At 67.6% G+C, this 26,126-nt stretch carries 22 protein-coding genes and 2 pseudogenes; 15 read left to right on the top strand and 9 right to left on the bottom strand.

Going from position 1 to position 26,126, the window contains the following annotated elements:
* Nucleotides 1-4: 4 nt before the first annotated feature.
* Together ppc and ACQCSU_RS14275 are read right to left on the bottom strand one after the other, a co-directional pair.
* Nucleotides 5-2,824 carry a phosphoenolpyruvate carboxylase gene (gene ppc, locus ACQCSU_RS14280; RefSeq protein WP_426975944.1) on the bottom strand — a complete coding sequence of 940 codons (2,820 nt, stop codon included), beginning with the start codon at nucleotides 2,822-2,824 and terminating at the stop codon, nucleotides 5-7.
* Between the two features lie 243 nt (nucleotides 2,825-3,067).
* Nucleotides 3,068-3,748, bottom strand: coding sequence for an NADPH-dependent F420 reductase (locus ACQCSU_RS14275; RefSeq protein WP_426975943.1), 681 nt, complete (start codon nucleotides 3,746-3,748; stop codon nucleotides 3,068-3,070).
* Nucleotides 3,749-3,878: 130 nt separating this feature from the next.
* Here ACQCSU_RS14275 and ACQCSU_RS14270 point away from each other — a divergent pair, with 130 nt between their 5' ends.
* Both ACQCSU_RS14270 and ACQCSU_RS14265 read left to right on the top strand, forming a co-directional pair.
* Complete coding sequence (locus ACQCSU_RS14270) at nucleotides 3,879-4,526, top strand: TetR/AcrR family transcriptional regulator (RefSeq protein ID WP_426975942.1); 648 nt, start codon at nucleotides 3,879-3,881, stop codon at nucleotides 4,524-4,526.
* Between the two features lie 84 nt (nucleotides 4,527-4,610).
* Entirely contained in the window at nucleotides 4,611-5,453 is an 843-nt protein-coding gene (locus tag ACQCSU_RS14265; protein WP_426975941.1) for a DUF1684 domain-containing protein, read from the top strand.
* A 121-nt stretch (nucleotides 5,454-5,574) separates the two neighbouring features.
* Here ACQCSU_RS14265 and ACQCSU_RS14260 read toward each other — a convergent pair whose 3' ends face one another.
* Together ACQCSU_RS14260 and ACQCSU_RS14255 are read right to left on the bottom strand one after the other, a co-directional pair.
* On the bottom strand, nucleotides 5,575-6,792 hold the full coding sequence (locus ACQCSU_RS14260; RefSeq protein WP_426979798.1) for an acyl-CoA dehydrogenase family protein: 1,218 nt from the start codon (nucleotides 6,790-6,792) through the stop codon (nucleotides 5,575-5,577).
* Entirely contained in the window at nucleotides 6,792-7,625 is an 834-nt protein-coding gene (locus ACQCSU_RS14255) for an SDR family NAD(P)-dependent oxidoreductase (protein ID WP_426975940.1), read from the bottom strand. Before ACQCSU_RS14255 ends, ACQCSU_RS14260 begins: the two co-directional genes overlap by 1 nt.
* A gap of 219 nt (nucleotides 7,626-7,844) precedes the next feature.
* Between ACQCSU_RS14255 and ACQCSU_RS14250 the strand changes: the two genes are divergently transcribed.
* From ACQCSU_RS14250 to ACQCSU_RS14235, 4 genes are all read left to right on the top strand, one after another.
* On the top strand, nucleotides 7,845-9,137 hold the full coding sequence (locus ACQCSU_RS14250; protein ID WP_426975939.1) for a glycoside hydrolase family 76 protein: 1,293 nt from the start codon (nucleotides 7,845-7,847) through the stop codon (nucleotides 9,135-9,137).
* A gap of 165 nt (nucleotides 9,138-9,302) precedes the next feature.
* Nucleotides 9,303-10,352 (top strand): iron ABC transporter substrate-binding protein, encoded by a 1,050-nt coding sequence (locus ACQCSU_RS14245; protein ID WP_426975938.1) that lies wholly within the window; start codon nucleotides 9,303-9,305, stop codon nucleotides 10,350-10,352.
* 4 nt (nucleotides 10,353-10,356) lie between these two features.
* Nucleotides 10,357-11,949, top strand: coding sequence for an ABC transporter permease (locus ACQCSU_RS14240; protein WP_426975937.1), 1,593 nt, complete (start codon nucleotides 10,357-10,359; stop codon nucleotides 11,947-11,949).
* Nucleotides 11,946-13,136, top strand: a complete 1,191-nt coding sequence (locus tag ACQCSU_RS14235; protein ID WP_426975936.1) for an ABC transporter ATP-binding protein — start codon at nucleotides 11,946-11,948, stop codon at nucleotides 13,134-13,136. Before ACQCSU_RS14240 ends, ACQCSU_RS14235 begins: the two co-directional genes overlap by 4 nt.
* Before the next feature lie 121 nt (nucleotides 13,137-13,257).
* On the opposite strand, the gene ACQCSU_RS14230 is transcribed toward ACQCSU_RS14235, so the two are convergent.
* Both ACQCSU_RS14230 and ACQCSU_RS14225 read right to left on the bottom strand, forming a co-directional pair.
* Entirely contained in the window at nucleotides 13,258-14,064 is an 807-nt protein-coding gene (locus ACQCSU_RS14230) for a phosphatase PAP2 family protein (protein WP_426975935.1), read from the bottom strand.
* Nucleotides 14,065-14,159: 95 nt separating this feature from the next.
* Nucleotides 14,160-14,756, bottom strand: coding sequence for a YdeI/OmpD-associated family protein (locus ACQCSU_RS14225; RefSeq protein ID WP_426975934.1), 597 nt, complete (start codon nucleotides 14,754-14,756; stop codon nucleotides 14,160-14,162).
* Nucleotides 14,757-14,859: 103 nt separating this feature from the next.
* Here ACQCSU_RS14225 and ACQCSU_RS14220 point away from each other — a divergent pair, with 103 nt between their 5' ends.
* Nucleotides 14,860-15,597 (top strand): VOC family protein, encoded by a 738-nt coding sequence (locus ACQCSU_RS14220; RefSeq protein ID WP_426975933.1) that lies wholly within the window; start codon nucleotides 14,860-14,862, stop codon nucleotides 15,595-15,597.
* A 7-nt stretch (nucleotides 15,598-15,604) separates the two neighbouring features.
* Here the strand turns inward: ACQCSU_RS14220 and ACQCSU_RS14215 are convergent.
* Nucleotides 15,605-15,916: pseudogene (locus ACQCSU_RS14215) on the bottom strand (M20/M25/M40 family metallo-hydrolase); the annotation flags it as partial.
* On the opposite strand from ACQCSU_RS14215, the gene ACQCSU_RS14210 reads away from it, so the two are divergent.
* The 5 genes from ACQCSU_RS14210 (at nucleotide 15,903) to tgt (ending at nucleotide 20,111) form a co-directional block, all read left to right on the top strand.
* Nucleotides 15,903-16,304: a RidA family protein gene (locus ACQCSU_RS14210; RefSeq protein WP_426975932.1), complete on the top strand. Its 402-nt coding sequence runs from the start codon at nucleotides 15,903-15,905 to the stop codon at nucleotides 16,302-16,304. The pseudogene ACQCSU_RS14215 and the gene ACQCSU_RS14210 sit on opposite strands and share 14 nt — an antisense overlap.
* Before the next feature lie 42 nt (nucleotides 16,305-16,346).
* Nucleotides 16,347-16,886: an NUDIX hydrolase family protein gene (locus ACQCSU_RS14205; RefSeq protein WP_354242255.1), complete on the top strand. Its 540-nt coding sequence runs from the start codon at nucleotides 16,347-16,349 to the stop codon at nucleotides 16,884-16,886.
* 119 nt (nucleotides 16,887-17,005) lie between these two features.
* Nucleotides 17,006-18,004: a DUF6707 family protein gene (locus ACQCSU_RS14200; protein WP_426975931.1), complete on the top strand. Its 999-nt coding sequence runs from the start codon at nucleotides 17,006-17,008 to the stop codon at nucleotides 18,002-18,004.
* 49 nt (nucleotides 18,005-18,053) lie between these two features.
* Nucleotides 18,054-18,779 carry an SRPBCC domain-containing protein gene (locus ACQCSU_RS14195; protein ID WP_426975930.1) on the top strand — a complete coding sequence of 242 codons (726 nt, stop codon included), beginning with the start codon at nucleotides 18,054-18,056 and terminating at the stop codon, nucleotides 18,777-18,779.
* Nucleotides 18,780-18,812: 33 nt separating this feature from the next.
* On the top strand, nucleotides 18,813-20,111 hold the full coding sequence (tgt, locus tag ACQCSU_RS14190) for a tRNA guanosine(34) transglycosylase Tgt (RefSeq protein ID WP_426975929.1): 1,299 nt from the start codon (nucleotides 18,813-18,815) through the stop codon (nucleotides 20,109-20,111).
* 279 nt (nucleotides 20,112-20,390) lie between these two features.
* On the opposite strand, the gene ACQCSU_RS14185 is transcribed toward tgt, so the two are convergent.
* Nucleotides 20,391-21,086, bottom strand: coding sequence for a queuosine precursor transporter (locus ACQCSU_RS14185; RefSeq protein ID WP_426975928.1), 696 nt, complete (start codon nucleotides 21,084-21,086; stop codon nucleotides 20,391-20,393).
* Nucleotides 21,087-21,328: 242 nt separating this feature from the next.
* Nucleotides 21,329-22,753, bottom strand: a pseudogene (locus tag ACQCSU_RS14180) (MFS transporter).
* 258 nt (nucleotides 22,754-23,011) lie between these two features.
* Between ACQCSU_RS14180 and ACQCSU_RS14175 the strand changes: the two are divergent.
* Genes ACQCSU_RS14175 through ACQCSU_RS14165 form a run of 3 tightly spaced genes read left to right on the top strand, consistent with a single transcriptional unit; the run spans nucleotide 23,012 to nucleotide 26,125 of the window.
* Nucleotides 23,012-23,680: a response regulator transcription factor gene (locus ACQCSU_RS14175; RefSeq protein ID WP_426975927.1), complete on the top strand. Its 669-nt coding sequence runs from the start codon at nucleotides 23,012-23,014 to the stop codon at nucleotides 23,678-23,680.
* Nucleotides 23,677-25,113 (top strand): HAMP domain-containing sensor histidine kinase, encoded by a 1,437-nt coding sequence (locus ACQCSU_RS14170; RefSeq protein WP_426975926.1) that lies wholly within the window; start codon nucleotides 23,677-23,679, stop codon nucleotides 25,111-25,113. The genes ACQCSU_RS14175 and ACQCSU_RS14170 overlap by 4 nt, the downstream gene beginning before the upstream one ends.
* Entirely contained in the window at nucleotides 25,106-26,125 is a 1,020-nt protein-coding gene (locus ACQCSU_RS14165) for a TAXI family TRAP transporter solute-binding subunit (RefSeq protein WP_426975925.1), read from the top strand. The genes ACQCSU_RS14170 and ACQCSU_RS14165 overlap by 8 nt, the downstream gene beginning before the upstream one ends.
* Nucleotide 26,126 lies beyond the last annotated feature (1 nt).

The raw sequence follows: 26,126 nt of genomic DNA, 5'->3' as shown, positions 1-26,126 counted from the left end.
GCGGTCAGCCGGTGTTGCGCAGGCCTGCCGCCACTCCGTTGACCGTGATCAGCATGGCCCGCTGGAGGCGTTCGTCGATCTCGGCACCGGACATGCCCTCCCCTGCGGCCGACCCGGCGCGGATCCGGCGCAGGAGCTCCACCTGCAGGTAGCTGATCGGGTCCAGGTACTGGTCGCGGATTTCGAGCGAGCGCTTGAGGGTGGGCTGGGCATCCAAGATGACGTGCTCGCCCGTGAGGTTCTGGACCTCGGCGACGGTGAGCTCGTATTCCGCCCGGATGGTGCGGAAGAGGTGGTGCAGCTCCGCCGGAACGAGGGTGGAGACGTAGTAGCCGGCGATGTCCAGGTCCGTCTTGGCCAGCGTCATTTCGACATTGGACAGCACCGAACGGAAGAAGTGCCAGCCCTCCATCATCTCGGCCAGCTGGGCCGGGTGGCCGGCCTCGCGGGCGGCCTTGAGGCCGGACCCCACGCCGAACCAGCCGGGAACGATCTGCCGGGACTGCGTCCACCCGAAGACCCACGGTATCGCGCGGAGGCCTTCCAGCCCGGCGCCGGAATCGGGCCGCTTGGACGGCCGCGAGCCGATGTTCAGCGAACCCAGCTGCTCCACCGGGGTGGAGGCCATGAAGTAGGCGGGCAGATCGGGATCGTCGATCAGCGTCCGGTACCGCGCAAAGGCGGCGTCCGAGATGGTCTCCATGACATGCCCGTAGCGTTCCCGCTGGTCTTCGGAGGTGCGCGGGGTGCGGTGCAGCGCGGAGCCCTGCATGACCGCCGCCAGCGAGAGTTCCAGGTTTTCCCGGGCCAGCTCGGGCAGCGAGTACTTGTCCGAGATGACCTCGCCCTGCTCGGTGAACTTGATTTCGCCTTCCAGCACGCCGTTGGGCTGGGCCATGATGGCGTCGTAGGTCGGGCCGCCGCCGCGGCCCACGGATCCGCCGCGGCCGTGGAAGAGGCGCACCCGGACGCCGTGCTTGGCCGCGACATCCCGGAGTTTCCGCTGGGTCTTGTGGATTTCCCACTGGCTGGTCATCACGCCGGATTCCTTGTTGGAGTCCGAGTAGCCGAGCATGACTTCCTGCACGTCGCCGCGCAGCCGGACCAGCTCCCGGTAGGACGAATCCGAGAGCAGCCGGTCCACGATCTCGGCCGACGCGCGCAGCTCCTCCACCGTCTCCAGCAGCGGCGCGAAGCCGATCCTGGCATACGGCGCCTCGCCGAAGAGATTCACCAGCCCGGCCTCGCGGGCCAGCACGGCCGCGGCCAGGACGTCGTCCGCGCCGCGGGTCATGGAGACGATGTACGTCTCGATCACGTCAGGGCCGTACGTGCGCAGGGCGCGGCGGATCTCACGGAAGACGTCGTAGGTGCCGTCCGCGACGCCGTCGAGCTTGATCGGATGGCCGGACAACGGTCGGCGGGAGGCCAGCTCCGACCCCAGCACCTCCAGCCGCTCGGAGCGGCTGAGCTCGGCGTACCGGACGCCGGGGCCCCCGAGGCGGTCCATCAGCTGCCCGACGGCGTCGTGGTGGTGGTCGGCGTGTTCGCGGATGTCGAGGGTGGCCAGATGCAGGCCGAAGGAGGCGATGGCGCGGCGGACCCGGGCCAGGGCGCCGTCGGCTGCGAGCGCGGCGTGGTGGTTCCGCAGGGACCGATCCAGCAGGCCCAGCTCGGCGAGGAGCTCCGCGGTGGCGGTGTAGTCGCGGCCCGGCTCGTGCGAAGAGCCCGCCGTCACCCGCCGGGCGGTGTTGAGCAGTTTGGCCTTGATGCAGGTGAGTTTGAGGCGGTAGGGCTCCTGGGCGTTGAGCTCGAGGACCCTGCGGTCCAGGCCCGGGAGGTTCTCGAGGTCGACGTCGATCGAGTCCAGCAGCTCCTGGTCCGCCCCGGCGAGCGCCGTCGAGTTGGACAGGATGGAGATGAGCCCGTCGATTAGGCCGATGCTGATCCGCACTGCGTGCTGGTTCTGGATCTGCAGGATCTCGCGGGTGACAGCCGCGGTGACGTTGGGGTTGCCGTCCCGGTCCCCGCCGATCCAGGAGCCGAAGCGGATGGGCGCCTTCTCCGCGGGCAGTGTGACACCGTGCTCGCCGAGGAGCTCAGAGAGGTCCGAAAGCATTTCCGGCATGGCGTCGGTGAGGATGCCGGTGAGGTAGTAGATGGCGTTCCGGGCCTCGTCCACCGGGGTGGGCCGGACCTGGCGGAGCTCGTCGGTCTGCCACATCTGGTCGATCACTTCGGAGAGCTGGCGGTCCTGGCGGCGGCGCCCGGACGTGCCCTCCTCGGTGGCTTCGGCGAGGATGTCGGAGAGCCTGCGGACCTTGTCCAGGACGGAGCGGCGGGAGGCTTCGGTGGGGTGCGCGGTGAAGATCGGGCGGACGTCGAGTTCGTTCACCACCTCCTGCAGCACCGAGGCACCGGCCTGGCCGGCGATGTCCGCGACGGCCTTGGCGAGCCAGCCGTCCTTTTCCTGGCGGGTGCGCAGCCCGCGGACCCGGTGCACCTGCTCGGCGGCGTTGGCCAGATGGAAATAGAACGCGAAGGCGCGGACCAGGTCGGTGGCCTGCTCCAGGGGCAGCGAGCCGAGCAGTTCGCGGACCTGGGCGACGACGTCGTACGAGCTCCACGGTCCGGTGGCATCGGCACCGCCGCGGGCGGCTTCCTTGGATTCCTTGGTCAGCAGGCGGACCTGCTCCACCAGGGCCAGGAGTTCGGGGCCGTGCTGGCGGACGAGGGATTCGCCGAGCAGGGTGGAGACCCGGCGTACGTCGGCGCGGAGTTCAGAGGCGAGATCGGTGCCGGAATTCATTGCAGTGTCAGCCATGGAAACTATCTTTCGAGGGTTCGACTTGGCTCGTACACTGCGCTGGATACTGTGAGCCCGGTTACTTCTTCCTAAGGGATGTTACCCGCAGCCCGCGCATGCCGGGAATCCGTCTCAGATAGTGTCCGTCCGCGACGGCCGGCCGTCGGGCCCCCAAGTGGCTCGCAGTAGTTGACGTTTTGGGACGTGGGAACGACGTGGGAACGACAACAACTGCGAGCTGGTTGGGCCCGGCGGATGCCCTTAGCGGGCGACCTTGAAGTTGAAGTGCCCCGTGCCGAGAGAGCCCCAGACGCGCAGCCAGAGCGGCAGGATCATTTCAGCGCCGCGGGCCGTGGTGATGTCGCCCAGGTCGATGATGTCCCGGTGTCCCAGGCCCGTGAGGAGTCCCCTCACAGTCTCCTTGGCCTCCGCGTCATTTCCCGAGACGAACACGGAGTGGTCCCCGCCGGCCACGCGCACCGGATCCACCATCACGCTGGCGGTCATCGTATTTAGTGTCTTGACCACCCGCGCTTCCGGGAATGCCCGTTGGAGCTGCTCACCGAGGCTGTCGGTATTCACCGGATTCAAGAAGGGCGGAAACCCCTGGGAGAAATCCAGCGGGTTCGCAATGTCGACGAGCACCTTGCCGGCCAGGTTTGGGGCACCGGCCGCGGTTAGTGCCTCGAGGGAGCCGCCGCCATTGGTGGCGTTGACGATGATCTCGCTGCCCGCCGCGGCATCGGCAAAGGTCGCGACTCCGATCTGGCGGTGCGTCTCGTGCCACGGGGCAAATGCCGGGCCGCCGGTCGCACCGGGTTCGGTCCGGGCCAGCGTCGCCTGCGGATCGCGCGTACCGATCACGACGTTGTGGCCGAGGGTTGACAGGGCGGCCGCGACGGTGGGTCCGACGGTTCCGGTTCCGAATACTGCGATCTTCATGATGTCCCCGTTCGGGATGGATGCAGGTTGGTGGAGGGGTAGACAAGCCCGTCTACGATTTGAGCGAGACGTTATCAGACAGCTTTTTCTGCGGCAAGGATGGACAGACTTGTCTGTGTACCATGGAGCCATGACCCCGCCCGCAGCCAAAACCGCGCAGGCTGTCCGCACTCCCGCCGGACACGCCCGGGACAAGATCCTGTCCACGGCTTTCCGGCTTTTCTACGCCCAGGGTCTTCGCGCGGCCGGCATCGATACGATCATTGCCGAATCCGGCGTCGCCAAGGCCACCTTCTACAAGTACTTTCCCGCGAAGGATGAGCTGATCCTTGCCTACCTGGAGAAGGCGGACGGCATCTGGACCGGACAGCTCCACGCCGCCGCCGACGCCGCCGGGCCGGACCCCGCAGCCCGGCTCGTGGGATTGTTCGATGCGCTGGAAAGCGCCTGCCGTCGCGATGGCTACCGCGGCTGCGCCTTCATCAACGCCGCCGCCGAGTCCGCCTCCGGCACCCGGGTTCATGAGCGGACGGTGGCGCACAAACAGCACATCCAGGCCTGGATCCACGGCATGGCTGAGGAGGCCGGCGCCCGTAACCCGGGCCAGCTCGCGCGCAGCCTCACCCTGTTGCTCGACGGCGGCCTGGCCAGCGGCGTCCTCGACGCCGACCCGGCAGCCGCCGCTGCTGCCCGCGCCACCGCGGCCCAGCTTGTGGCCGCGGGCCTGAACCGCTCCCCGGAAACGCCCGACGCCGACCGCCCCCACTCCCCCAACTGAGTCGCATTTGTTGCCGTTTTGAACCGTGAAAACGACACAACTGCGATCTAGTTGGGATCACACTGACCGCATTGGAGGACCTTCTTGAGCACCGACCTAACCACCCCTGACCCGCGGCTTGCCCGCTGGCAGCGTTTTCGGAGCAGCCGCAACACCGCCCTCGCGAGCGATCACGGCTGGCTCACGCTGACTTCTTTCCAGTGGCTGGACAGCGAGCCCTCCGCCGTCGAACTCGTCCCGGGGCTGTGGTCCACGGACGGCACGACGGCGTCCCTCACCGCTGCTGCGTCCGACGGACTGACGCTGGTGGCGGCCGGCGAACCCGTGGACGGAACCGTCAGTGCGACGCTTTCCGATGAGGAGTCGCTGATGTGGGCCCAGTACGGCGGCAACGACGGCCGCCAGGTGGTGGTGGAGCTGGCGATGCGGGCTGGCAGGTACGCCGTCCGCACCCGGGATGCGAAGTCGCCCGTGTTCACCGAATTCGACGGCGTGCCCACCTTCGACTTCCGGCCGGACCTCGTGGTCGAGGCGAAGTTCCTGCCGTACCCGGAGCCTGTGGACGTCCCGATCGGCACCGCCAACCCGCTGGTCGACGGGGTGCACCGCTCGGTCGGCGACCTGGTGTTCCGGCTGCCCGGCAAGGCCCACGAGTTCCACCTGCAGGCCGAAGAGGAGAAACTCGGGGCCCTCACGGTCACCTTCCACGACGAAACCAACGGCGCCGGCCCGCCCGAACAAGCGACAGCCGAGTGGCGCAAGGTGTCCACCGCCCGGCCCCGCCCGGACAACACCGTGATCCTGGACTTCAACCGGGCCATCAACTACCCCAGCGCCTTCACCCCGTACGGCACCTGCCCCATGCCGGTGAAGAATAACAGCCTGGACTACCGGATCGAAGCCGGGGAGAAGGAGCCGTTCACCTAGGCCGACTCCTGAGCCACGCGCCCGCCCCTCGCGCGAACGCCACGCGCGAGCGGACACTTGAGGCCCCGAAATTGCGCATTTCGGGGCCTCAAGTGTCCGCTCGGCCGGAGATTCCAGGAGATTACACGATCGCGGAAACCCCGGTCACGGCGCGGCCCACAATCAGGGTGTTGATCTCGAACGAGCCCTCGTAGGTGTAGATCGCCTCGGCGTCGGAGAAGATCTTGGCCATCCGGTAGTCGGTGACGATCCCGTTGCCGCCCAGCAGCGACCGGCCCATCGCCACGGTTTCGCGCATCCTGGCGCTCACATAGGACTTCGCCAGCGCCACCTGCGGCATGTCCGCGGCGCCCTGCTCCTGCAGCTGGGCGATCCGGACCATCATGCCCATGCTGGCCACGGCGTTGCCGAGCATCGTCACGAGCTGCTGCTGCACGAGCTGGAACTTCGCTAGCGGCCGGCCGAACTGCTGGCGTTCGACGGCGTACTGCCGCGCGACGTCGAACGCGGCCAGCTGCTGCCCGACACCCTGCCAGGCGACCATGATCCTGGAGCCACGGAGCAGCTCGTTCGTGTCCTCGAAGCTGTTGATTCCAGCGAACCGGTCCGTCTCGGCCACCCGGACGTCCTCGAACACGATGTCCGCGTTCTGCACGGTCCGCAGCGCGATCTTGTTCTCGATCCTGCTCCGGCCCACCCCGGGCAGGGCCGCGTCCACGATGAAGCCGCGGATGCCGCCGTCGGCCTCATCGCGGGCCCACACCAGCATGTAGTCGCAGAACGTCCCGTTGCCGATCCAGCGCTTGGCGCCGTTGAGCACCCAGCAGTCACCGCCGTCGGCCGCTCCCCCGGCCACCCTGCGGGCGCTGGTCTCCATCCCGCCGGCGACGTCCGAGCCGTGCTCCGGTTCGGTGAGCGCGAAGGCGCCTGTGGTCCGGAGGCTGGCGGCGTCGTCGAGCAGGCGGGCCTTTTGTTCCTCGGAGCCGAAGCCGTAGAGGGACTCCACGAAGAGGTCGTGATGGACCAGGAAGAACGTCGCGAGGGAGGTGTCCACCCGGGTCATCTCGGCGATGACCAGTCCCGCGAAGAGGTTGCTGTAGCCGCGCTGCGCCGGGGCACTGAGCTGAAGGGCGGCGAGCTTCGGCAGGATGTGGGCGGGGAATTCGGCGTTGTTCCACCAGTCCGTGGCGAACGGCGCGACCTCGCGGGCCAGGAACTCCCGCAGCTCCGCCAGCTTCGCCTGCTCCGCCGCGCTGAGCAGCGACTCGAAGTCGAAGAAGTCGGCGGCCGGCAGCCCGGCCGTGGACGGGGAGGAGCCGGGGCCGAACCCGGCCTGCATCACTTGGGCCCCATCCGGATGGCGCCGTCGAGGCGGATGGTCTCGCCGTTGAGCATGGCGTTGTCCACAATGTGCGCGGCAAGGTTCGCGAACTCGGCGGGGCGGCCCAGCCGGGACGGGTGCGGCACCTGGTGCCCCAGGGAGTCCTGGGCCTCCTGCGGCAGGCCGGCCATCATGGGGGTCTCGAAGATGCCCGGGGCTATCGTGACGACGCGGACCAGCGAGCGTGCCAGCTCACGGGCGATCGGCAGCGTCATGGCGGCCACGGCACCCTTGGAGGCGGCATACGCGGGCTGGCCGATCTGGCCGTCAAAGGCGGCCACTGAGGCGGTGTTGATGATGACGCCCCGTTCCGGCCCCCCGAGCTGGGTCACGGCCGGCTCGGTGGCAACCATCGCCGCCGCGGACAGCCGGATGACGTTGAAGGTGCCCACGAGGTTGATCTGGATGACGCGGTTGAAGGCCTCCAGCGGGAGCACGCCGTCGCGGCCCAGCACCTTGCCGGGGGTGGCGATCCCGGCACAGTTGACCACAATCCGCAGCGGGCCCAGCGCAACGGCGGCGTCGACGGCGGCCTGCACCTGCTCCTCGTTGGTGACATCCGCGGGGACGAAGACTGCCTTGTTGGCGGGTTCCATGGGATCGCCGGCTTCCGGGGAGCCTGCGCCCACCGGGCCCCCGGCATTCAGCCCGGCGGCGAACGCAGCCCCGGCCGAGCCCGGCAGGTCCACGAGCACCACGGAGGCGCCGGCGTTGAACAGCCGCCTCGCGGTCGCCGCGCCCAGGCCCGACGCCCCGCCGGTGACCAGCGCAACAGTACCTTTGATGTCCATGCATCCTCCTTGATGTGGAACCTGGCCCCGGCCGCGGACTGCACGCAGCGTGCTGCGGCCGCCGCGCGACAATCACTGCGGCGATCACCCGAGGCGATCACGCGCGGCAATCACCCGCGGCAGGGAACATTAGTTAGTTCAGGTTAACTGAAATCCGGGCGGCCCGCACCTCCCGCGAAGATCCCGCTCCGGCAGCACCGCCGCCGCTAGGCTTGGCCCATGAGCCCAGCAGATGCCCCCGCCGCCCCCAACTGGTCCTTTCGCGCCGACGAAGCGGCCCGCTCGGTGACCAGGCTTTTCGGGCAGCGGCTCTTCTTCCTGCCGGGGACCCACATCGCGGCGATTGTGCGGCCGTCGGGCCGGCTGAAGAACCTCGCCCGGCCGTGGCACTACTGGTGGCAGGCGCACTACGTGGACGCTCTGGTGGACACCGGCCGCCGCGAACTGGGCAGCGCCGGCCACCCCGGAACACGGTTCGACGGCGAGAACCGGCCAAGCGCAGGCCAGCTCGCCTCCGAGCTGGTCACCGGCATCCGGCTGCGCAATTTCCTCACCTTCGTCAACAACTACTACGACGACATGGCCTGGCTGGCCCTTGCCACGCTGCGGCTGGAAGGCCTGGCGGAGGACACCCGCAAACCCGCCGGCCGCCGGCGGAACGCCAAGGTCCTGAAGAGCCTCACGCTGCAGTTCGACTCCGCTTCCACCGACGACCTGGGCGGCGGCACGTTCTGGAGCAAGAAACGGGATTTTAAGAACACACCGGCCACCGCTCCGGTGGCCCTCTACTACGCCCGCACCGGCAAGGCAGCCAAGGCGCAGGCCCTGCTGGACTGGCTGGACGCGCGGCTGTACGACCCGGAACAAGGCATGTACCAGGACGGCCTGCGCATTTCCGGCACCGGCGAGGTGGTGCTGGAATCCGCGATCTACACCTACAACCAGGGCCCCGTCCTCGGCGCCCTGCTGGAGCTCGGCGGCACGGCCAACCTGGAGCGCGCGTCCGCCCTTGTGGCCTCGGCGGCACGCAGCCTCACCATCCCCGCCCCGCTGTTGGCCCGCACTGCCACCGTGCTGCGCTGCGAGGGAGGCGGCGACGGAGGGCTCTTCACCGGCATCCTGGCCCGCTATCTGGCCCTGGCTGCCCTCGATGAGCGGCTTCCGGACGAGACCCGCGCCGCGGCCGCCGTGCTGGTGAATGACACCGCCGAGGCGTTCTGGGAAGGCCGGCGCGTCATCTCGGCCCAGGAACCCCTGGCGCGCAAGGGCAGCCGGCTGGTGTTCTCGGCCCGGCCCGAACTGGCGGCGCGCCGCAGCTACCCGGCCGGCGCCGTCGTCGAAGTCTCCACCCAGCTCCAGGCCTGGATGGTGCTGGAAGCCGCCGCTGCAATCGCCGGCAGGACCGGGGGCCCGGCCGCGGAAGAAGCGCCGGCCGGGGCCGGAACCGATCCGGCGCCCACGGAAGAAGCGGCAGCAGACGCGCCAAGTCAGGAAGGCGAGGAAGGGAATTAAGTCACGCAATAGTTTCGTAATTCATGTGATCCTGATCACTTAGGCCGGTCTCGGCTTGGTTGCTTAGGTTTGGCTAACCTACAGTTTTCGTTAGTGAGCATGCCCTAACTCCCCGCTCACGGGGGCTAGGGTTCCCTGACCTTTTTCCTTGCAGAAAGTAGCCCCATGAAGATCCGCAACAACGCGCTGGCGGGCATCGCCCTCGCCGCGACCGCCGCGCTCGGCCTGGCAGCCTGTGGCTCCGGGACCTCCCCCTCCGGAAGCAGCAGCGCCGGAGCGGACGGCAAAGGTGAGATCACGGTCTACAACGCCCAGCACGAAAGCCTGACCCAGGAATGGGTGGACGCCTTCACCAAGGAGACCGGCATCAAGGTCACCCTGCGCAACGGCGAAGACCCGGAGATGGCCAACCAGATCATCCAGGAAGGCCAGGCCTCTCCGGCCGACGTCTTCCTCACGGAGAACTCCCCGGCGATGGCCCAGGTGGAGAACGCGGGTCTCTTCGCTGACGTGGACAAAGCCACCACGGAGCAGGTGCCGGCCGGCTTCCGCCCGAGCACCAACAAGTGGACCGGCATCGCCGCCCGCTCCACCGTGCTGGTCTACGACAAGACCAAGCTGACCGAAGACAAGCTGCCCAAGTCGATGCTGGACCTGGCAAAGCCGGAGTGGAAGGGCAAGTGGGCTGCTTCACCGTCCGGCGCCGACTTCCAGGCGGTCGTTGCCGCACTGCTGGAACTCAAGGGCGAGGCCGCGACGGAAGAATGGCTCAAGGCGATGAAGGAAAACGCCAAGGACTACAAGGGCAACAGCACCGCCATGAAGGCCGTCAATGCCGGTGAAGTCGAGGCCGCCCTGATCTACCACTACTACTACTTCGGCGACCAGGCCAAGACCGGTGAAAACTCCAAGAACGTGGCCCAGTACTACTTCAAGAACCAGGACCCGGGCGCTTTCCTCTCGCTTTCCGGCGGCGGCGTGCTGAAGTCCTCCAAGAACGCGGCCGCGGCCCAGTCCTTCCTGAAGTTCATCACCGGCAAGAAGGGCCAGGAAGTGCTGCAGAAGGGCACATCCTTCGAGTACGCCATCGCCTCCGAGGTCCCCGCCAACGAGAAGCTAGTCCCGATCAAGGACCTTCAGGCTCCCACCGTGGACCCGGCCAAGCTGAACTCCGAGAAGGTCACCGAACTGATGACCAAGGCAGGACTGCTGTAATTCTGTGACCACTGATCTATCGGCCCCGGAAACGTCCGGGAGCACGACGACGGCGGGCAGGGGCAAGCGCCCCCGCCCGCCTTTCGGCGTATCTGCGGTAGCGGTCCTCGCGGTGCTGATCGCCCTGTTTTCCCTTGTCCCGCTGGGCTACGTCGCCTTTATGACGGCCGTCACGGGCTGGGACACGGCGGCGGGGCTGATCTTCCGGCCGCGCGTGGGCGAGCTGCTGCTGAACACAGTCCTGCTGATTGCGATCACCGTACCGCTGTGCCTCGTCCTTGGCGTCGGCGGCGCGTGGCTGGTGGAACGGACCACGCTGCGTGGACACAAGATCTGGGCCGTTCTGCTCGCGGCCCCCCTTGCCATTCCGGCCTTCGTGAACAGCTATGCGTGGGTTTCGGCCGTGCCGTCTCTGCAGGGCCTGTCCTCCGGCGTGCTGATCGCCACGCTTTCCTACTTCCCGCTGGTCTATATCCCGGCCGCGGCGACCCTCAGCCGGCTGGATCCGGCGATTGAACAATCCGCCGCGTCCCTGGGCCTCGGTGCCTGGCGTGCCTTCTTCCGCGTGGTGCTGCCCCAGCTGCGCATCGCCATGACCGGCGGAGCCCTCCTGGTGTCCCTGCACCTGCTGGCCGAATACGGGGCCTTCGCCATGATCCGTTTCGACACCTTCACGACGGCGATCATGGTGCAGTACCGGTCCACGTTCAACGGCACGGCGGGGAACATGCTGGCCAGCGTGCTGGTGTTCCTCTGCCTGATCCTTCTGCTCGCGGAGGTCCGCAGCCGCGGCACCGCACGGTACGCCCGCGTGGGCTCCGGAGCGCAGGCGAAAGCGCTGCAGCTTCCCCTTCACTCCTACCAGCTTCCCGCCCAGCTGTCCCTGCTCGCCCTCACCGCGCTGGCCTTCGGCCTTCCACTGTGGTTCGTCGTGCGCTGGATCTTCGCAGGCGGACCGGGAATCTGGGCCGCGGAGGAGTTCCTGCCGGCGCTGCTGCAGACGCTCGCCTACGGTTTGGCCGGGGCCGTGGTCACCACCGTGGTCGCGTTCCCCATGGCGTACCTGGCCGTGCGGCACCCCAGCTGGTTCAGCAAAGCCCTGGAACTGTCCAACTACGTCACGAGCTCCATGCCCGGGATCGTGGTGGGCCTGGCCTTCGTAACCGTGGGCATCCGGCTGGTACCCGGCATGTACCAGACCACGGGGCTCCTGATCGCCGCCTATGTGCTGCTGTTCCTGCCGCGGGCGCTGGTCAATATCCGGTCCGGCCTGTCCCAGGCGCCCAAGGAACTCGATGAGGCCGCCCAGGCGCTGGGCAAGCCTCCCCTGCTGTCCTTCCTCCGGGTGACGCTGCGCCTCACGGCCCCTGCAGCCGCGGGCGGGGCCGCACTGGTGTTCCTCGGAATCGTCAACGAGCTGACGGCCACCCTGCTGCTCTCCCCCAGCGGGACCCGGACCCTTGCCACCGAGTTCTGGAACAAGAGCAGCGAAATCGACTACGCCGGCGCCGCCCCCTACGCACTGCTGATGATCCTGATCTCGGCACCGATGACCTATCTCCTTTTCCAGCAGTCCAAGAAAGTAGCGGGACAGTGACCGATTCTTACTCTTCGCGCGACGCCCCCTCCCGGCTTCCGGAACCGCGAATCGCAGCGTCCGTGGCGCCCAGCACCAACAGCCACCTGGAGATCGACGCGGTCACGAAGAACTTCGGTTCCCAGGCCGTGCTCAAGGGCGTCAACCTCTCGGTAGCCAAGGGCGGAACGACGGCGATCGTTGGCCCGTCCGGCTCCGGCAAGACCACGCTGCTGCGCCTCATCGCCGGCTTCGAGCACCCCGAAACCGGCACCATCTCGCTCAACGGCAGCAAGGTGGCCGGAGACGGCGTCTGGGTCCCCGCCCACAAGCGCCACGTTGGCTACGTGGCTCAGGACGGCGCCCTGTTCCCGCACCTGACGGTCGGACAAAACATCTCCTTCGGCCTCGACGCCTCCAAGCTCCCCGGCGGCCACCGCGGCGTCAAGACCCGGGTCGCAGAGCTGCTGGAAATGGTCTCCCTCGACGCGGCCATGGCCAAGCGCCGGCCGCACCAGCTCTCCGGAGGGCAGCAGCAGCGCGTCGCCCTGGCCCGGGCCCTGGCCCGCGAGCCCGAGCTCATGCTGCTGGACGAACCCTTCTCCGCCCTCGACGCCGGCCTGCGGGTCGCGACCCGCCGTGCCGTAGGCAAGGTTCTGCACGACGCCGGCGTGACCACCATCCTCGTCACGCATGACCAGGCCGAGGCGCTGTCCTTCGCGGACCAGGTCGCAGTGATGCGCGGCGGGAGACTGGCACAGATCGGCAACCCCTTCGTCGTCTACACGCGCCCGGCGGACCGCGCCACCGCGGAATTCCTGGGCGACGCCGTCATCCTTGACGCCTGGATGGAGGGCTCGCTGGCCACCTGCTCGCTTGGCGGCATCCCGGTCCGACGGCCTCCGGCGCAGGGCCGGGTCCAGCTCATGCTCCGCCCCGAACAGATCCGGATCGCCGAGGACGGGCCGATCCGCGGCGTCGTGGTGGACACCGACTACTTCGGACCGGAAACCACCGTCCGGCTCAAGCTCGCCGTCCCGCCTGTCCTCGCCGAGGGCGCCGTGGCCGACCACCGGTACCCCGGCGGCGGCGAGATCATCACCATCCGGCACTGGAACGCCTCCATCGCCCGCCCCGGCACCGAGCTGTGCCTGCGCGTGGTGGGCGAGGCCGTGGCCTTCCCGATGGACGACGCGGCGCACGAGTAAATTCTGTGGCGGTGCGCGGTGGTTAGCGCCTGCGCGTCAAGCCGGACTCTGGCCCTTCAGCTACCACTGCGGCTCGGTCTGCAGTCCCATACACGGCCATCGCTATCCGCAGGCGTGGTCCTCAGCCTCGGCTGTGGTGATCGCCCAGGCCATGGGGGTGGGGTTCTGATCCGGATGGGATGAAGGTTTCCGCAACGGCGCTTCCCGCTGACAGCCGGGCGGTCCTGGCCGAGCGCAGTCCGTCTGTAAGGATGACCATCCCGGTGACGGCCACCGCCAGTCCGAGCGAGGCGAGCACGTCCGTCAGCCAGTGGTAGCCGAGGTAGAGCCGGCTGACGGCGACCAGCACCGCGCCGGCGGCGGCCGCGGCGAAGGCGAGGAACGACGTCGGACGCCTCCCCCGGCCCGCCGCGAACAGGTAGGCGAGAACCAGGAGGAAGACCCCGGCGCCGAAGGTATGGCCCGAGGGGAAGGACATGGCGTCGTCCGGGCCCAGCAGGAAGTCACCGGCAGCGGGCCGGGCGCGGTCCACCTCGTGCTTGATGAGGGTGGACAGGGCGAAGGTTGCCGCCATGGCACCGATTAGCAGGGCGGGCCGCCAGAGCTCCCGTTTCCAGGCGGCCCAGCCCAGGGCGAACGCGAACCCGATCACCGTCATCCAGAGCGGCGACGTCACCGTGGTCACAGCCGTCAGGACGGCGGTGGCCGCCGGGTTCCGGGACGCCACGAGCCCGTCATGTACCGGCGCGTCCCAGGCGGCGATCCCGCTGTCCGATTGAACCGCCGCAAGCATCGCCCAGAAGATGGCGTCGCCGGCCACCAGCAGACCGGCGGCGCCGAAGAACAGCCGGCGCTGCGAGGGCACCGTGGAGACGTCGGAGGCGCGGGAGATGTCCGAGGCGCGCGGCAGTCGGTGGGCAGTAGGCATCAGCCGAGTCTGCCACCCCGACCTGCCCGTACCCCGGGCATCCGCTGGGAGTTCGCATGACCCCGGCTGCCCGTTGGATGGGCCCGGCGGCCGGGTCAGGAGTCCGACGGGCGTTTGACCTGCGGATACGGCGTCTCGTGGCGGGATAGCATCTCGACAAAGCCGGTGATCTTTTTCTCCCGCGTCGATGCCTGCTTGACCGCGTTGGTCCGGTAGATCAGCGCGTAGCGGTTCACCGAGGTCAGGACGTCGAACATGGCCTGCGCCCGGGGATCGGCCGCAATGGCCGCCGCGAGATCCTCGGGCAGCTCCGCGGTCGAAGCCCCGGAATAGGCGGCTTCCCACCGCCCGTCGGCCTTGGCGGCGTCGACGGCGGAACGGCCCGCCGGCGCCATTTTGCCCGCGGCTTCGAGGCGTCCGATCCGGTCCACGTTCCGCGCGGACCATACGCTCCTGGCGCCCCTCCGGGTCATCCGCTGGAAGGAACTCTCCGCGTCGCGGCGCCGGCCCTGGCCGTCGATCCAGCCGAAGCAGAGCGCCTCCTGCAGCGCGGCCTCATAGTCCAGCTCGGTCACCGAGCCGCCCTTCTTGTGCAGCACCAGCCACACCCCGGGGCTGTCCGCGTGATGCGCCTGAAGCCATGCCCGCCACTCGGCGGCGTCTCTAACCAGCAGTTCCTCAAGTTCAGCCATGGCACCATTGTGCTCTAGGAGCCGCCTTGATCAAGGCGTGGCATCATGGCCATGTCACCATCGACTGCATGTCACCGTCGATTCCGCGTCCAGGGAGAAGCCAATGCTGCGTGTCCGTCCCATCCACTTCACTTCCCGCATGGATCAGTGGGAAAGCCTCCTCACCGATCTGGGCCTGGTGAAGACCGTTGACGGGACTGAATGGCGGGAGTTCGACGCCGGCGCAGGCCGCCTGGCACTCCACCGCAGCGCGGCTGGCTCCGCCGATGACGGCACCACTTCCTTCGGCGTCGAAGTGGGCGACCTCGCGGAGTTCGCCCGCCGTGCGAATCAAGCCGGCGCAGAAACGGGAAACGCCCCGGCTGAACTCATCCAGGCGGACCACGGGGACTCCTGCCGCATCACCGGCGAGGACGGCTTCAGCTTCCTGGCCGACAAGGCTGCCCACGGCGCCAACCGTGCGGACGCTGACCCGGCGCTCGCCGTCGTCGAAGTCTGGTTCACCGGGGATGCTGCCGCTGCCGCCGAAACGCTGCGGAGCATCGGCGCCCGGTTCCGTCCCGTCCCTGACGACGACGAGACTGCCGACTTCACCGCCAAGAATGGCGGGGTGCTAATGGTGCGCACCGGTTCCGGCCCGGCACGGTCCGGCCTGGGCTTTGAATACACCGGTGACCTCTCCGCCCTGCGGGACCGGCTGGCGGCCGCGGGCCACCGGGTCAGCATGACGGAAGAGGCGTACGGACGGAGCCTGCACGTTGCCAACCCCGACGCGGCCGATCTGTCGGACAACCCCAACGGGGCGACGCTCTGGATTTCGGCGAAACCGGCAGGGGCCTGACCCGGGGTCAGTCCTCCAGCACGCCGTTGCAGAGCCGGTTGACGACCTCGGTGAGCATCGTCAGTCCGGCCACGATGTCCTCGTCCGTGGTGTATTCGTGCTCGTTGTGGGAGATCCCGTCCACACTGGGCACGAACAGCATGACCGTCGGGGCGAGGTCCTTCATGTTGGTCGAATCGTGCCCGGCCAGGGTCATGACCTGCTTGTTGGCCAGGCCCAGGTCCGCCGCCACCTTGGCCGCGAGTTCAACGCCCTCGGGCTGGTACGGGGTCACGGGCCAGGAGTGGGCGTGGTTGCGTTCCACCGTGACGTTCGCCAGCTCCCAGGCGGTCGTCGCCAACGGCTTCGTGTTCACCGCCGGCCAAATTCCCGCGATCAGCGGGCTGGACCACCAGCCCGACACGTTCGAGGACCAGGTACGCCAGACCATCCTCAACCTCCGGTCCGTGCTCGAGGCCGCCGGGTCCGGCCTGGAACACGTGGTCAAGGTCAACGCCTACCTCACCGTGCCCTGCTGGAGCTGTACCCCGGCGCGGTACTGGTCGTGGACATGTCCGGTGACCACCGGCACGCGCCGGTGGGCGCCGTCACCGCGGCGGCGGCCACTGCGCAAGGCGCCGCAGGCACTGGTCTCCGACGCCGCCGAACCGGCGCTGCTGGCACGGATCGCATCCGGCGAGCCGCTGGAATCGGTGATGGCGATCTGACGGACGGCGGGGAACGGGTCAGGGATGCGGTAGAACTTAACCATGAACGTTCGCACTCCCGACCCGAATCCCGGCTGGCTCTCCGACGACGATTTGTTCGAGGCGCGCGGCCGGCTGCCCATGGTCTATGTCGAGGCCGTGCCGGTCAGGCTGGATCCGCTGGGGTTCGTAAACGAGGTCGGCACCCTGTTGCAGGCCGACGAGGACGGCACCATGGTCCGCTCCCTGGTCTCCGGGCGGGTGCTGTACCGCGAGACCATCCGGGCCGCACTGCTGCGCCATATGGAGAAAGACCTCGGCCCCCTGGCGTTCCCGCAGCTGCCCATCAGCCCGGTGCCGTTCACGGTGGCCGAATACTTCCCCGCCCCGTCCCAGACGGGGTTTACCGACGACCGCCAGCACGCCGTTTCGCTGGCGTACATCATCCCCGTCACCGGAGAATGCACCCCGCGGCAGGACGCCCTCGAGCTGACCTGGATGACCCCCCAGGAAGTCATGAGCTCGGACGTGCAGCTGGAATTCAGCGGAGGCCGTGGCGCGCTCATCCGCCAGGCGCTGGCCTTCGCGGGCGTCGGCAACTGACCGCTGCCTGGCCGCACCGTAAAAGTCCCGGGACTCCCGGAGGTTCCCGTGCGTCCCCGACTTCACAGGTGCCTTTTGTAGACTGTTGGGCGGACCGTAAGAGAATTTAAGGACTCCAGATGACCCACCCCCCAGCCTCCCGGAACTACAGCGAACAGCAGGCTGGAACTCTGCAGACCGGCCACCACCTGCTCCTTCCTGACGGCAAACGCTCCGCCGAAATCCAGCGCGTCGACGTCGAAACCGACGATTTCGGCACCCCCGCAATGGTCCTGGCGACGCTCACCGGCGGCGGCATGCTGCGGATCGCTGCCGGCTCCGCCGTCAAGATCGTGGATGAGGCCCCTGATGAGGTGGTGGAGGCTGCCGGCCGCGAAGACGTCCAGGCGACCACGGCCGCGGACACCACTCCTGACACCGCCGGCACCCCCGCAACGGCGCCCGCCGTCGTCGTCCCTCCCCTGCCTGCCGCACCGCCGGGAACGAGCGGGCCCAGCGAGGAGGACCTGGCACTGATCCCGTCCGCTGAAGGCACACCGGAGTCCGTGGTGGAAGCCGTGGCCGAGGCGTACCCGGACGCGGTGGGGGTGCTGCTGCTGACCGAGCGGCTGGCCAAGGGCATCAACACCAAGTCCGGCAGCTGCCTCAAGGACCTCGCCGATCTGGCGCAGGAGCTGTTCATCATCCGCAAGGACGCCGAGAACGCCCTCGCCGTCGCCGACGTGCTCAACGTCCTGCCCTTCGATGGGAACCCCGGACGATGGGCATCGGTCGAGGCGGCACTGGCACTCTCCAGCTACATCTGCCGCCAGCTCGGGCAGGAGGAACGCGCGGCAGTCTACGAGAAGTTCCTCCGGACGCCGGACGGCATGGAAACTGACCCGTTCAAGGCCCGGATCAACGCCAAGGTGCGCCAGCGCTCACTCAATGAACCGAACCTGTATGACAAGGAGATCTTCCGCGCCATCGACAACTCGAACCCGGATGCGGAACGGGAATGGCGGCTGCTGCGGCTGGAGTCGCTGCTCGTCCTGCGCGCCCACGGAGGCTCGGAAACCATCGGCGCCCCGGAGCTGGAGCGCCGGATCGGCAACGAACTCGAATCTGTCCGCGCCTGACTTCCGTTTGGCCCTACCCCGTGGCGGCCCGGCGTTGTAGATTCGCCCCATGACGAACAATCTGAGCGTTGTGATCAACTCCGACGCGCAGCAGGTTTGGACAATGCTGCGCGAACCGTCCAAAGTGGCAGAGTGGCACGGTTGGCAAGCTGATGATCAGGCCGCCGAGATCACTGAAATCTACTTCAGTCCCAAGGTGGTCGAGGGCGCGGACCACACCTCCCTCGTGGTCGACGGCGGGGACGTCTTCACGCTGAAACCGGTCCCCGCCGGTACGGAAGTCAGCGTCACAAGGGCCGCGATCGACCACAACTCGGAGTGGGCCGCCTGGGATGAGGACATCACCCAGGGCTGGCTGACCTTCCTTCAGCAACTCCGCTTTGCCCTGGAGCGGCATCCCCGCGGCAGACGCCGGACCTTTTTCTTCTCGGTGCCCGGAACGGAGGGATCCGTCATCGACAAGCTCGGCCTCAGTGATGTGCCCGCCCCGGGCGAACCGTATTCGCTCACCCTGGCCACCGGCGAGGACATTTCCGGCAGGGTATGGTTCCGGAGCAACCACCAGGCGGGGCTGACAGTCCACAACTACGCGGAGCACGGCGAGGGCCTCGTGATCGTGGCAGACCAGCCGGCCATCCCGGACGTCCGGCCCGACGGCGGTTCGCTGGTGATCGTCTCGAGCTACGATCTGGGGGCGCACCAGCTTGAGGCCGTCCGCAACTACTGGGACAAATGGCGGGCCGAAAACTACCCCACCTCCGATCCGCTGCACTAAAGGTTGAAGGCATTCAGCTGGCACACTTGAACGGTGCCAGCCAAACCTGAACCAGACGCGTCGCCGCTCCAGCCAGCCCAGCAATCCGAGTTCTCCTTCCGCGTGGGCAAACGCCTGAGCGAAAGCTGCGCGCCGTCGGGCGCGCAGCTGGCGGCGAACGGCGGCGATTTCCTGGGCCGCACCGGCACCATCACCACCCCGCACGGTGAAATACAGACGCCCGCGTTCATCGCCGTCGGCACCAAGGCCACGGTGAAGTCAGTGTTGCCCGAATCAGTCGCCGAGCTGGGGGCGCAGGCCGTGCTGGCCAACGCCTACCACCTGTACCTGCAGCCGGGCGCGGACATCCTGGACGAGGCCGGCGGGCTGGGCGCCTTCATGAACTGGGCCGGCCCCACCTTCACGGATTCCGGCGGGTTCCAGGTGATGAGCCTGGGCTCGGGCTTCAAGAAGGTCATCGACATGAATTCGGTGGACAATTCCGGACCCGACGACGCCGTCGCACCAGGCAAGGAACGCCTGGCCCACGTGGACGAGGAAGGCGTGTGGTTCAAGAGCCACCTCAACGGCGACCGGCACCGTTTCAGCCCCGAGATCTCCATGAACGTCCAGCACCAGATCGGCGCGGACATCATGTTCGCTTTCGACGAGCTGACCACCCTGCAGAACTCCCGCGGCTACCAGGAGGAATCCCTGGAACGGACCCGCCGCTGGGCCGAGCGCTGCATCACCGAGCACTTCCGGCTGACGAACGAGCGCGCCGGCAAGCCCTACCAGGCCCTGTTCGGGGTCATCCAGGGCGCCCAGTACGAGGACCTGCGCCGCAAGGCCTGCCGCGACCTCGGCGCCATGAACTTCGACGGCTTCGGCATCGGCGGGGCACTGGAGAAGGAGAACCTCGGCACGATCGTGCGCTGGTGCAACGAGGAACTGCCGGAGAACAAGCCGCGGCACCTCCTCGGCATCTCCGAACCGGACGACATTTTCACCGCCATCGAGAACGGCGCGGACACCTTCGACTGCGTCTCCCCCACCCGGGTGGCCCGCAACTCGGCGTTCTACCACCCCAGCGGCCGGTACAACCTCTCCGGTGCCAAGTACAAGCGCGACTTCGGCCCGCTGCAGGAAGGCTGCGACTGCTACGCCTGCCTGAACTACTCGCGGGCCTACATCCATCACCTCTTCAAGGCCAAGGAGATGGTCTCGGCCACGCTGATCTCGATCCACAACGAGCGCTTCGTGGTGAAGATGGTCGATGACGCCCGGCTGGCCATCGAGTCCGGCAGCTTCTTCGAGTTCAAGGCCGAGACGCTGGCGAAGTACTACTCGTAGGGCATCCCGCCGGTGGCGTCCAGGCGCCGAAGTCGCCGGAACCGTGCCAGGTCGCCGGACGGTCCCTATGTGCCAGCCTTACGTGAGACAGATTATTCGTTTGGCTGGCACATAGTGACCGTCCGGCGACCCCGCAGGTGATCGGCGAATTAGGCGGCGGCGGGGCGGGTGGACGGCGTCGGGGCGGCGGGGCGGGTGGACGGCGTCGGGGCGGGTGGGGGGCGGCGGCGGGGCGGGCGGCGGGGCGGGTGGGCGGCGTCGGCGGGGGCGGCGGGGGTCCTACGCCCCGTAGGAGGGTTCGCGCTTCTTGATCCAGCCGATCGCGGCCGCGGTGACCGGGACGAAGAGGAACTCCACGAGGGTCTTGTACAGGAAGCCCACGACGACGTAGTTCACGAAGGTGCCGGCGTCGGTAATCCCAATGACGGACGCGGCGATGCTGCAGAAGATCAGGGTGTCCACGAATTCGCCGGCCACGGAGGATCCCATGAGCCGGGCCCACAGGGTCTTCTCGCCCGTGCGCGCCTTCAACTTCACCAGGATCCAGGCGTTGATGGTCTGGCCGGCCAGGAACGCCAGCAGCGAGGCGAGCACGATCTGCGGGACCGGGCCCAGCGCCCCTTCCAGGGCGGCCTGCTTGGAGGCACCGAAATCGTCGTCGAACCCGGGCAGCGCAATGATGATCCAGTAGCAGAGCGATGCGAAGACTGACAGCGCGAACGCCGTGACGATGGCCTTGCGCGCCACCTTGAAGCCGTAGACCTCGCTGATGACGTCGCCCAGGATGTAGGCGAGCGGGAAGAGGAAGAAGCCGCCGTCGGTGATGATCGGGCCGATGGCTACGCCCTTGGACGCCCCGATGTTGGACAGGATCAGCACCACGGCCATGAAGGCCAGCATGATGCCGAAGTACGGGGAGCCGATCCGGGCGAACTTTGGCGGCGCTGAGGCCGGGAATGTCTGGGCGGAGGTCATGGGGTTCCATTCATAGTGGTTCGCTCGGCGACCAAGGCCCGGGGAAGGACCACGCTCGGCAGCCGGCTGTATTAGCACTGGTCGGCCCCGCGAACAGACCGCCGGGAACCGCCCTCCATTCTCTCACCCGGAGGAACACCGACGCCCCGGCCCTAACGACGACGGCGGGCCGCTGGCTCCCGGAACTGACGTTCCGTAGCTGGCGACCCGCCGTCGTACCATCCGCCGAAACGGACTGCGGTTTAGCGGTGCGAGGCGTCGACGAGATCCCTGGCGTCGTCCTTGGGGCCGCCGCCCGGCACAGCGGGGCCGGCAGTGGTCTCCCAGGCGTGGCCCTGTTCGTGGTCCAGGTGCGTGGACTTCTTGTTCTTCAGCGCGAAGATGTAGACCACCAGCGAGATCGCGATGGCCACGGTGACGTACGTGAAGAACAGGTCCACGCGCTCGGCCTTCTGGAACGCGGCACCCAGCAGCGGAACCGTCCCGCCGAAGAGCGAGTTGGCAATGGCGTAGCCCAGGCCCACGCCGAGGGCGCGGATCGATGCCGGGAACAGTTCGGCCTTGACGAGCGCGTTGATGGAGGTGTAGCCGCCCACGATCAGCAGGCCTCCCATCATGAGCAGGAACGCAGTGAACGGGTCCTTGGTCCCGGACAGTGCGTTCAGCAGGGGCCAGGTGAACAGCACACCGGTGATGCCGAACCAGAGCAGGAGGGGTTTGCGCCCGACCTTGTCGGAGATGATGCCGTAGACCGGCTGGAGCAGCATGAAGATGAACAGCGCCCAGAAGTTGATCACCGAGGTGTCGGTCTTGGCGATGCCGGACGTATCGTTCATGAACTTCAGGATGAAGTTGGTGTAGGTGTAGAACGCGACGGTGCCGCCAAGGGTGACGCCGATGCAGATCAGCAGCGGCTTCCAGTACTGGGTGAACAGCAGCTTCATGGTGCCGGGCTGAGCAACGCCGGCCGTGACCGGCGCCTTGGCGGCCTCGACCTGCTCGGCCGAAACGGTCTCTTCCATTGAGCGCCGCAGCCACAGGACCACGAGCGCGGCCACGCCGCCGATCGCGAACGGGATGCGCCAGCCCCATTCGGTCAGGGTCGATTTGTCCATGGTGTTCTGCAGAATGACGAGGACCAGCAGGGCCATCATCTGGCCGCCGATCAGGGTGACGTACTGGAAGCTGGAGAAGAAGCCGCGGCGTTTGGAGGTGGCCGCCTCGGACATGTAGGTGGCGCTGGTGCCGTACTCGCCGCCCACGGAGAAGCCCTGGATCAGACGCACCAGGATCATCAGGAGCAGAGCCCAGACGCCGATCTGCTGCGTCGTCGGCAGCAAGGCGATGGCGAACGAACCGGCGGACATCGTCGTCACGCTGAGCGTCAGCGCGGCCTTGCGTCCCTTGCGGTCGGCGTAGCGGCCGAAGAACCAGGCGCCGACCGGCCGCATCAGGAACGACGTCGAGAAGACGGCCATAGCCTCGAGACCGGCCTGGAGCTCGTCCTTGGAGTTGAAGAAGTGCGACTGGAAATATGCCGCGAAGACTGTGTAAACGTAGAGGTCGTACTACTCCACAAGGTTGCCGGCAGATCCCTTGAGGATGTTGCTTACGGCCTTGCGGGTCTGTGCTGCCTCAGTCTGGGGCATGGCTTGCTGGGTGCTCATCGCTGAACCTTCCTAGGCTGCGGCAGCACGGGTTCCTGGCGTACTTTCTTGCTGTCCATGGCCACATTGCCCATGGTTCCTCCTCGACGTTGACGGTCCCCCTCACACGCCGAGGGCCACATCCAAACTATGCGTGATCCACGGCACATCCAACGTGGGAGGGCATTTCCTAACACTTCCTTAGGTTTCGCCGGGAGAATGGGTAATTGCCAAAGCGGGCAGATTGCAGGTGCCCACTCAGCGAAAAGGGACCAAGCCATGGAGTTGCTCATCGTCGAGGACGACGACGCCATGGCGTCTGCCCTCGCCGCCGCCGTAGTGACCGCGGGACACAACCCCACCAGGGTTGCCCGCGGGGCTGACGCCCTGCTGGTCCACCGGAAGTTCGAGGTGATCCTGCTGGACCTGGGGCTGCCGGACATTGACGGCCTCGACGTACTGCGGAAGCTCCGCCAAGTCACACCCGTTCCGATCCTCATCCTCACCGCCCGCGACGACGAGCGCAGCGTGGTGCTTGGCCTGCGGTCCGGAGCGGACGACTACCTCGTCAAGCCTGTGAAACTCGTTGAGCTGCTCGCCCGCATCGAAGCCGTCACCAGGCGTGCAGGCCGTCACAGCGGCACGCGGCAGCGGAGCGTCGTGCTGGGGGATCTTGAGATCGACCTTGAGAGGCGCGTGGCGGCCCTCCGATCTCAGGTGCTGCCCTTGACGGCCACCGAGTTCGACCTGCTCTCGCTTTTAGCCAGTCATGCTGGTTCGGTCGTGACCCGCGAACAGATCCTGGACGCGCTGTGGGGGGATGCTTTCGTCGCCTCCTCCCGGGCCCTTGACGTGCACCTGACGGGGCTGCGGGCAAAGCTCCAATTGCCAGGCTTCATCATCAACGTCCGCGGTGTTGGCTACCGGATCGAGGCGGACCCGGCGTGAAACTCCGTGTCCTCGGCATCCTGAGTGTGCTGGCCGTTCTCATGGTGATCATCGCCTCCAACGCCATCTTGACGTCCGCCGGCCGGGAACTGACCCAGGAACTCCAGATCAACCGCGTTGCTTCGCTCAACCGGCTCGCGCAGGTGGCGTTCGACGCTGCGACGGCCGGAGAATCCACCCAACTGCAGACGGAGATGGACAGATACTCGGAGTTGTACGGGGAGGGAGTCCTGATCCGCCTCCAGCAGAACACCCTGCGTTCCGGCGGCCTGAGCGAGGACAGGGCAGACGTCCGCGATGCAGTGGCCAGGGCGAACCTGAACCTCAGCGACACCACGCTCACCCCGCTGCAGCCCTTCGGATCAGGTTCCGAGGTGATCTCCCGCTCCTTCGGCAGCGCCAGCCAGGTTCTAGGCGAGGCAGTCCTCGAGGTCAACCTGGATGCGGCCCGGCAGAAACTGCGGGAACGGTGGCTCGTGGTCGGGTTGGCGGCCGCGGCCCTGGCTGCGGTGCTCCTCCTGGGCGCTGCCCGGGTAACCCGGTGGGTGCTGCGCCCGGTGCATCGCCTGAATTCGGCGGTCACGGAGCTTGAGGCAACAGGCCGGACTGGTCAGCTTCCGGAGGACGGGCCGCCGGAACTGCGGGAACTGAGCCGTTCGTTCACCACGATGGCGCGGACCGTCAGCGACAGCATCGATTCCCAGCGGCAACTGATAGCGGACACATCGCACGAGCTGCGCAATCCCGTGGGCGCACTGCGGCTGAGGTTCGATTTGCTGCAGCTGGAACTGCAGACCGCCCGGGAACACGACGCGGCAGCCGCGGTGCTGGCCGAACTCGAACGTGTGGAAGAGATCCTGGACGGAGTATTGAGGTTGGCGGCAGCTGAGCACCGGGCGTTTGAAGACTCTGCCAGGGGTCCGCTGGGCACCCCTTCGCGCGGCGTGCAGGCTCCCCTTGACCCCTACCCGATCCTGCAGGAAGAAGCCGAACGGGCAGGACCTGCCGCCCGGCGCAGCGGAGCATCGATCCTGCTGGAAAATCCGCCCGAACCGGCCGTGCACATCGCCTGCAACGCCGCGGAACTGGCCCAGATGGTGGGAGAACTCATCAACAATGCCATCAAATACGCAGCTGGTGCCCACATCTCGGTTGCTGCCCGTGTGCGCCAAGGCGCGGTGGCCATCGAAGTGTCCGACGATGGTCCCGGGCTTTCCGCGGAGGAACGGACAGCGGCCACAAGCCGGTTCTGGCGGTCCCCCCGGCACCGGGAGATCCGCGGCAACGGCCTGGGCATGACCATTGTGGACAAGCTGGCGGGGGCCAACGGTGGCCGCCTGCTGCTCGCGGACGCCTCGCCGCATGGCCTGATCGCGCGCATCGAGTTTCCACATGCCGCGGCTGTGCACGGGCAGGCGGCTCCGCATGCCTGACGTGATCGGAGCGCGAGCCCTTCCCCCGCGGCGGACCGTCCTCCAAGCCGGCCTGGCCGCCGGGTTGTCCGGCATCCTTCTGCCGGTCCTTAGCGCGTGCACGCCCGCGGACCGTCCGGGCGCTGTCACCGTCGCCGGCGGTGAGCCCGGAGGCTTCTATCTAGAGTTCACCACCCTGCTGGCGGAGTCCCTCCAGCGACATGGTGTGGCCGGCCAGGCCACGGCGCTGACCACTGGCGGCAGCCTGGATAACCTCGAATATCTACTGACCGGCAAAGCGACCTTCGCCGTCGCGCTGGCAGACTCGGCGTCCCAGCGCGCAGGGGCGGGCGACCCGCCCGCCGTCGAAATTTCCGCCGTCGGAAAGGTGTACGAAAACTACGTCCACTGCGTCATCCGGAAGAACAGCGGCATCCGGGACATTGCCGGGCTTGCCGGCAGGACCGTGGCTGTCGGCGAGCCTGGCTCGGGGACGTCGCTGACCACTCCCCGCCTGATCGAGGCTGCCGAGCTCAGCTCCACTGCTTCTGGTGCGGACCCGGTTGCGACCGAAAAGGCCGTTACAGTGCTGAACCTCGGGCTCAACGAGGGCCTCGCGGCTCTGCAGGATGAATCAGTGGAAGCGCTGTTCTGGTCCGGCGGCGTGCCTACCGCTGCAATTGCCGCCGCGCACCATGACGTCGGGCTGGGATTCCTCGATCTCTCCCCGCTGCTTCCGGCGTTGCGCGCCAAGTACGGCGTTTTCTACGACCGGGTGCTGATCCCGGAAGGTGCCTACGAGGGCATTCCGGCCGTCTGGACGGTGGGCGTGGCGAATCTGCTCCTGTGCCGGAACGATCTGGATGACCGAACGGTGAAGCGGACTGTCGAACTGCTGGTGGGACACGCCGAGGAACTCATCCCGCGCTCCAGCCTGGGGGTCCAGTTCCTGAGCCCGGAATCACTTATCAACACCGCGGGCTTACCCCTGCACCCCGCCGCGGCCGCCGCCTATCGTGACCTGCATGGCTAGG

Source organism: Pseudarthrobacter sp. O4, assembly GCF_050157025.1.
Lineage (GTDB): Bacteria > Actinomycetota > Actinomycetes > Actinomycetales > Micrococcaceae > Arthrobacter.
This window is presented reverse-complemented; position numbering and strand designations above follow the sequence as displayed.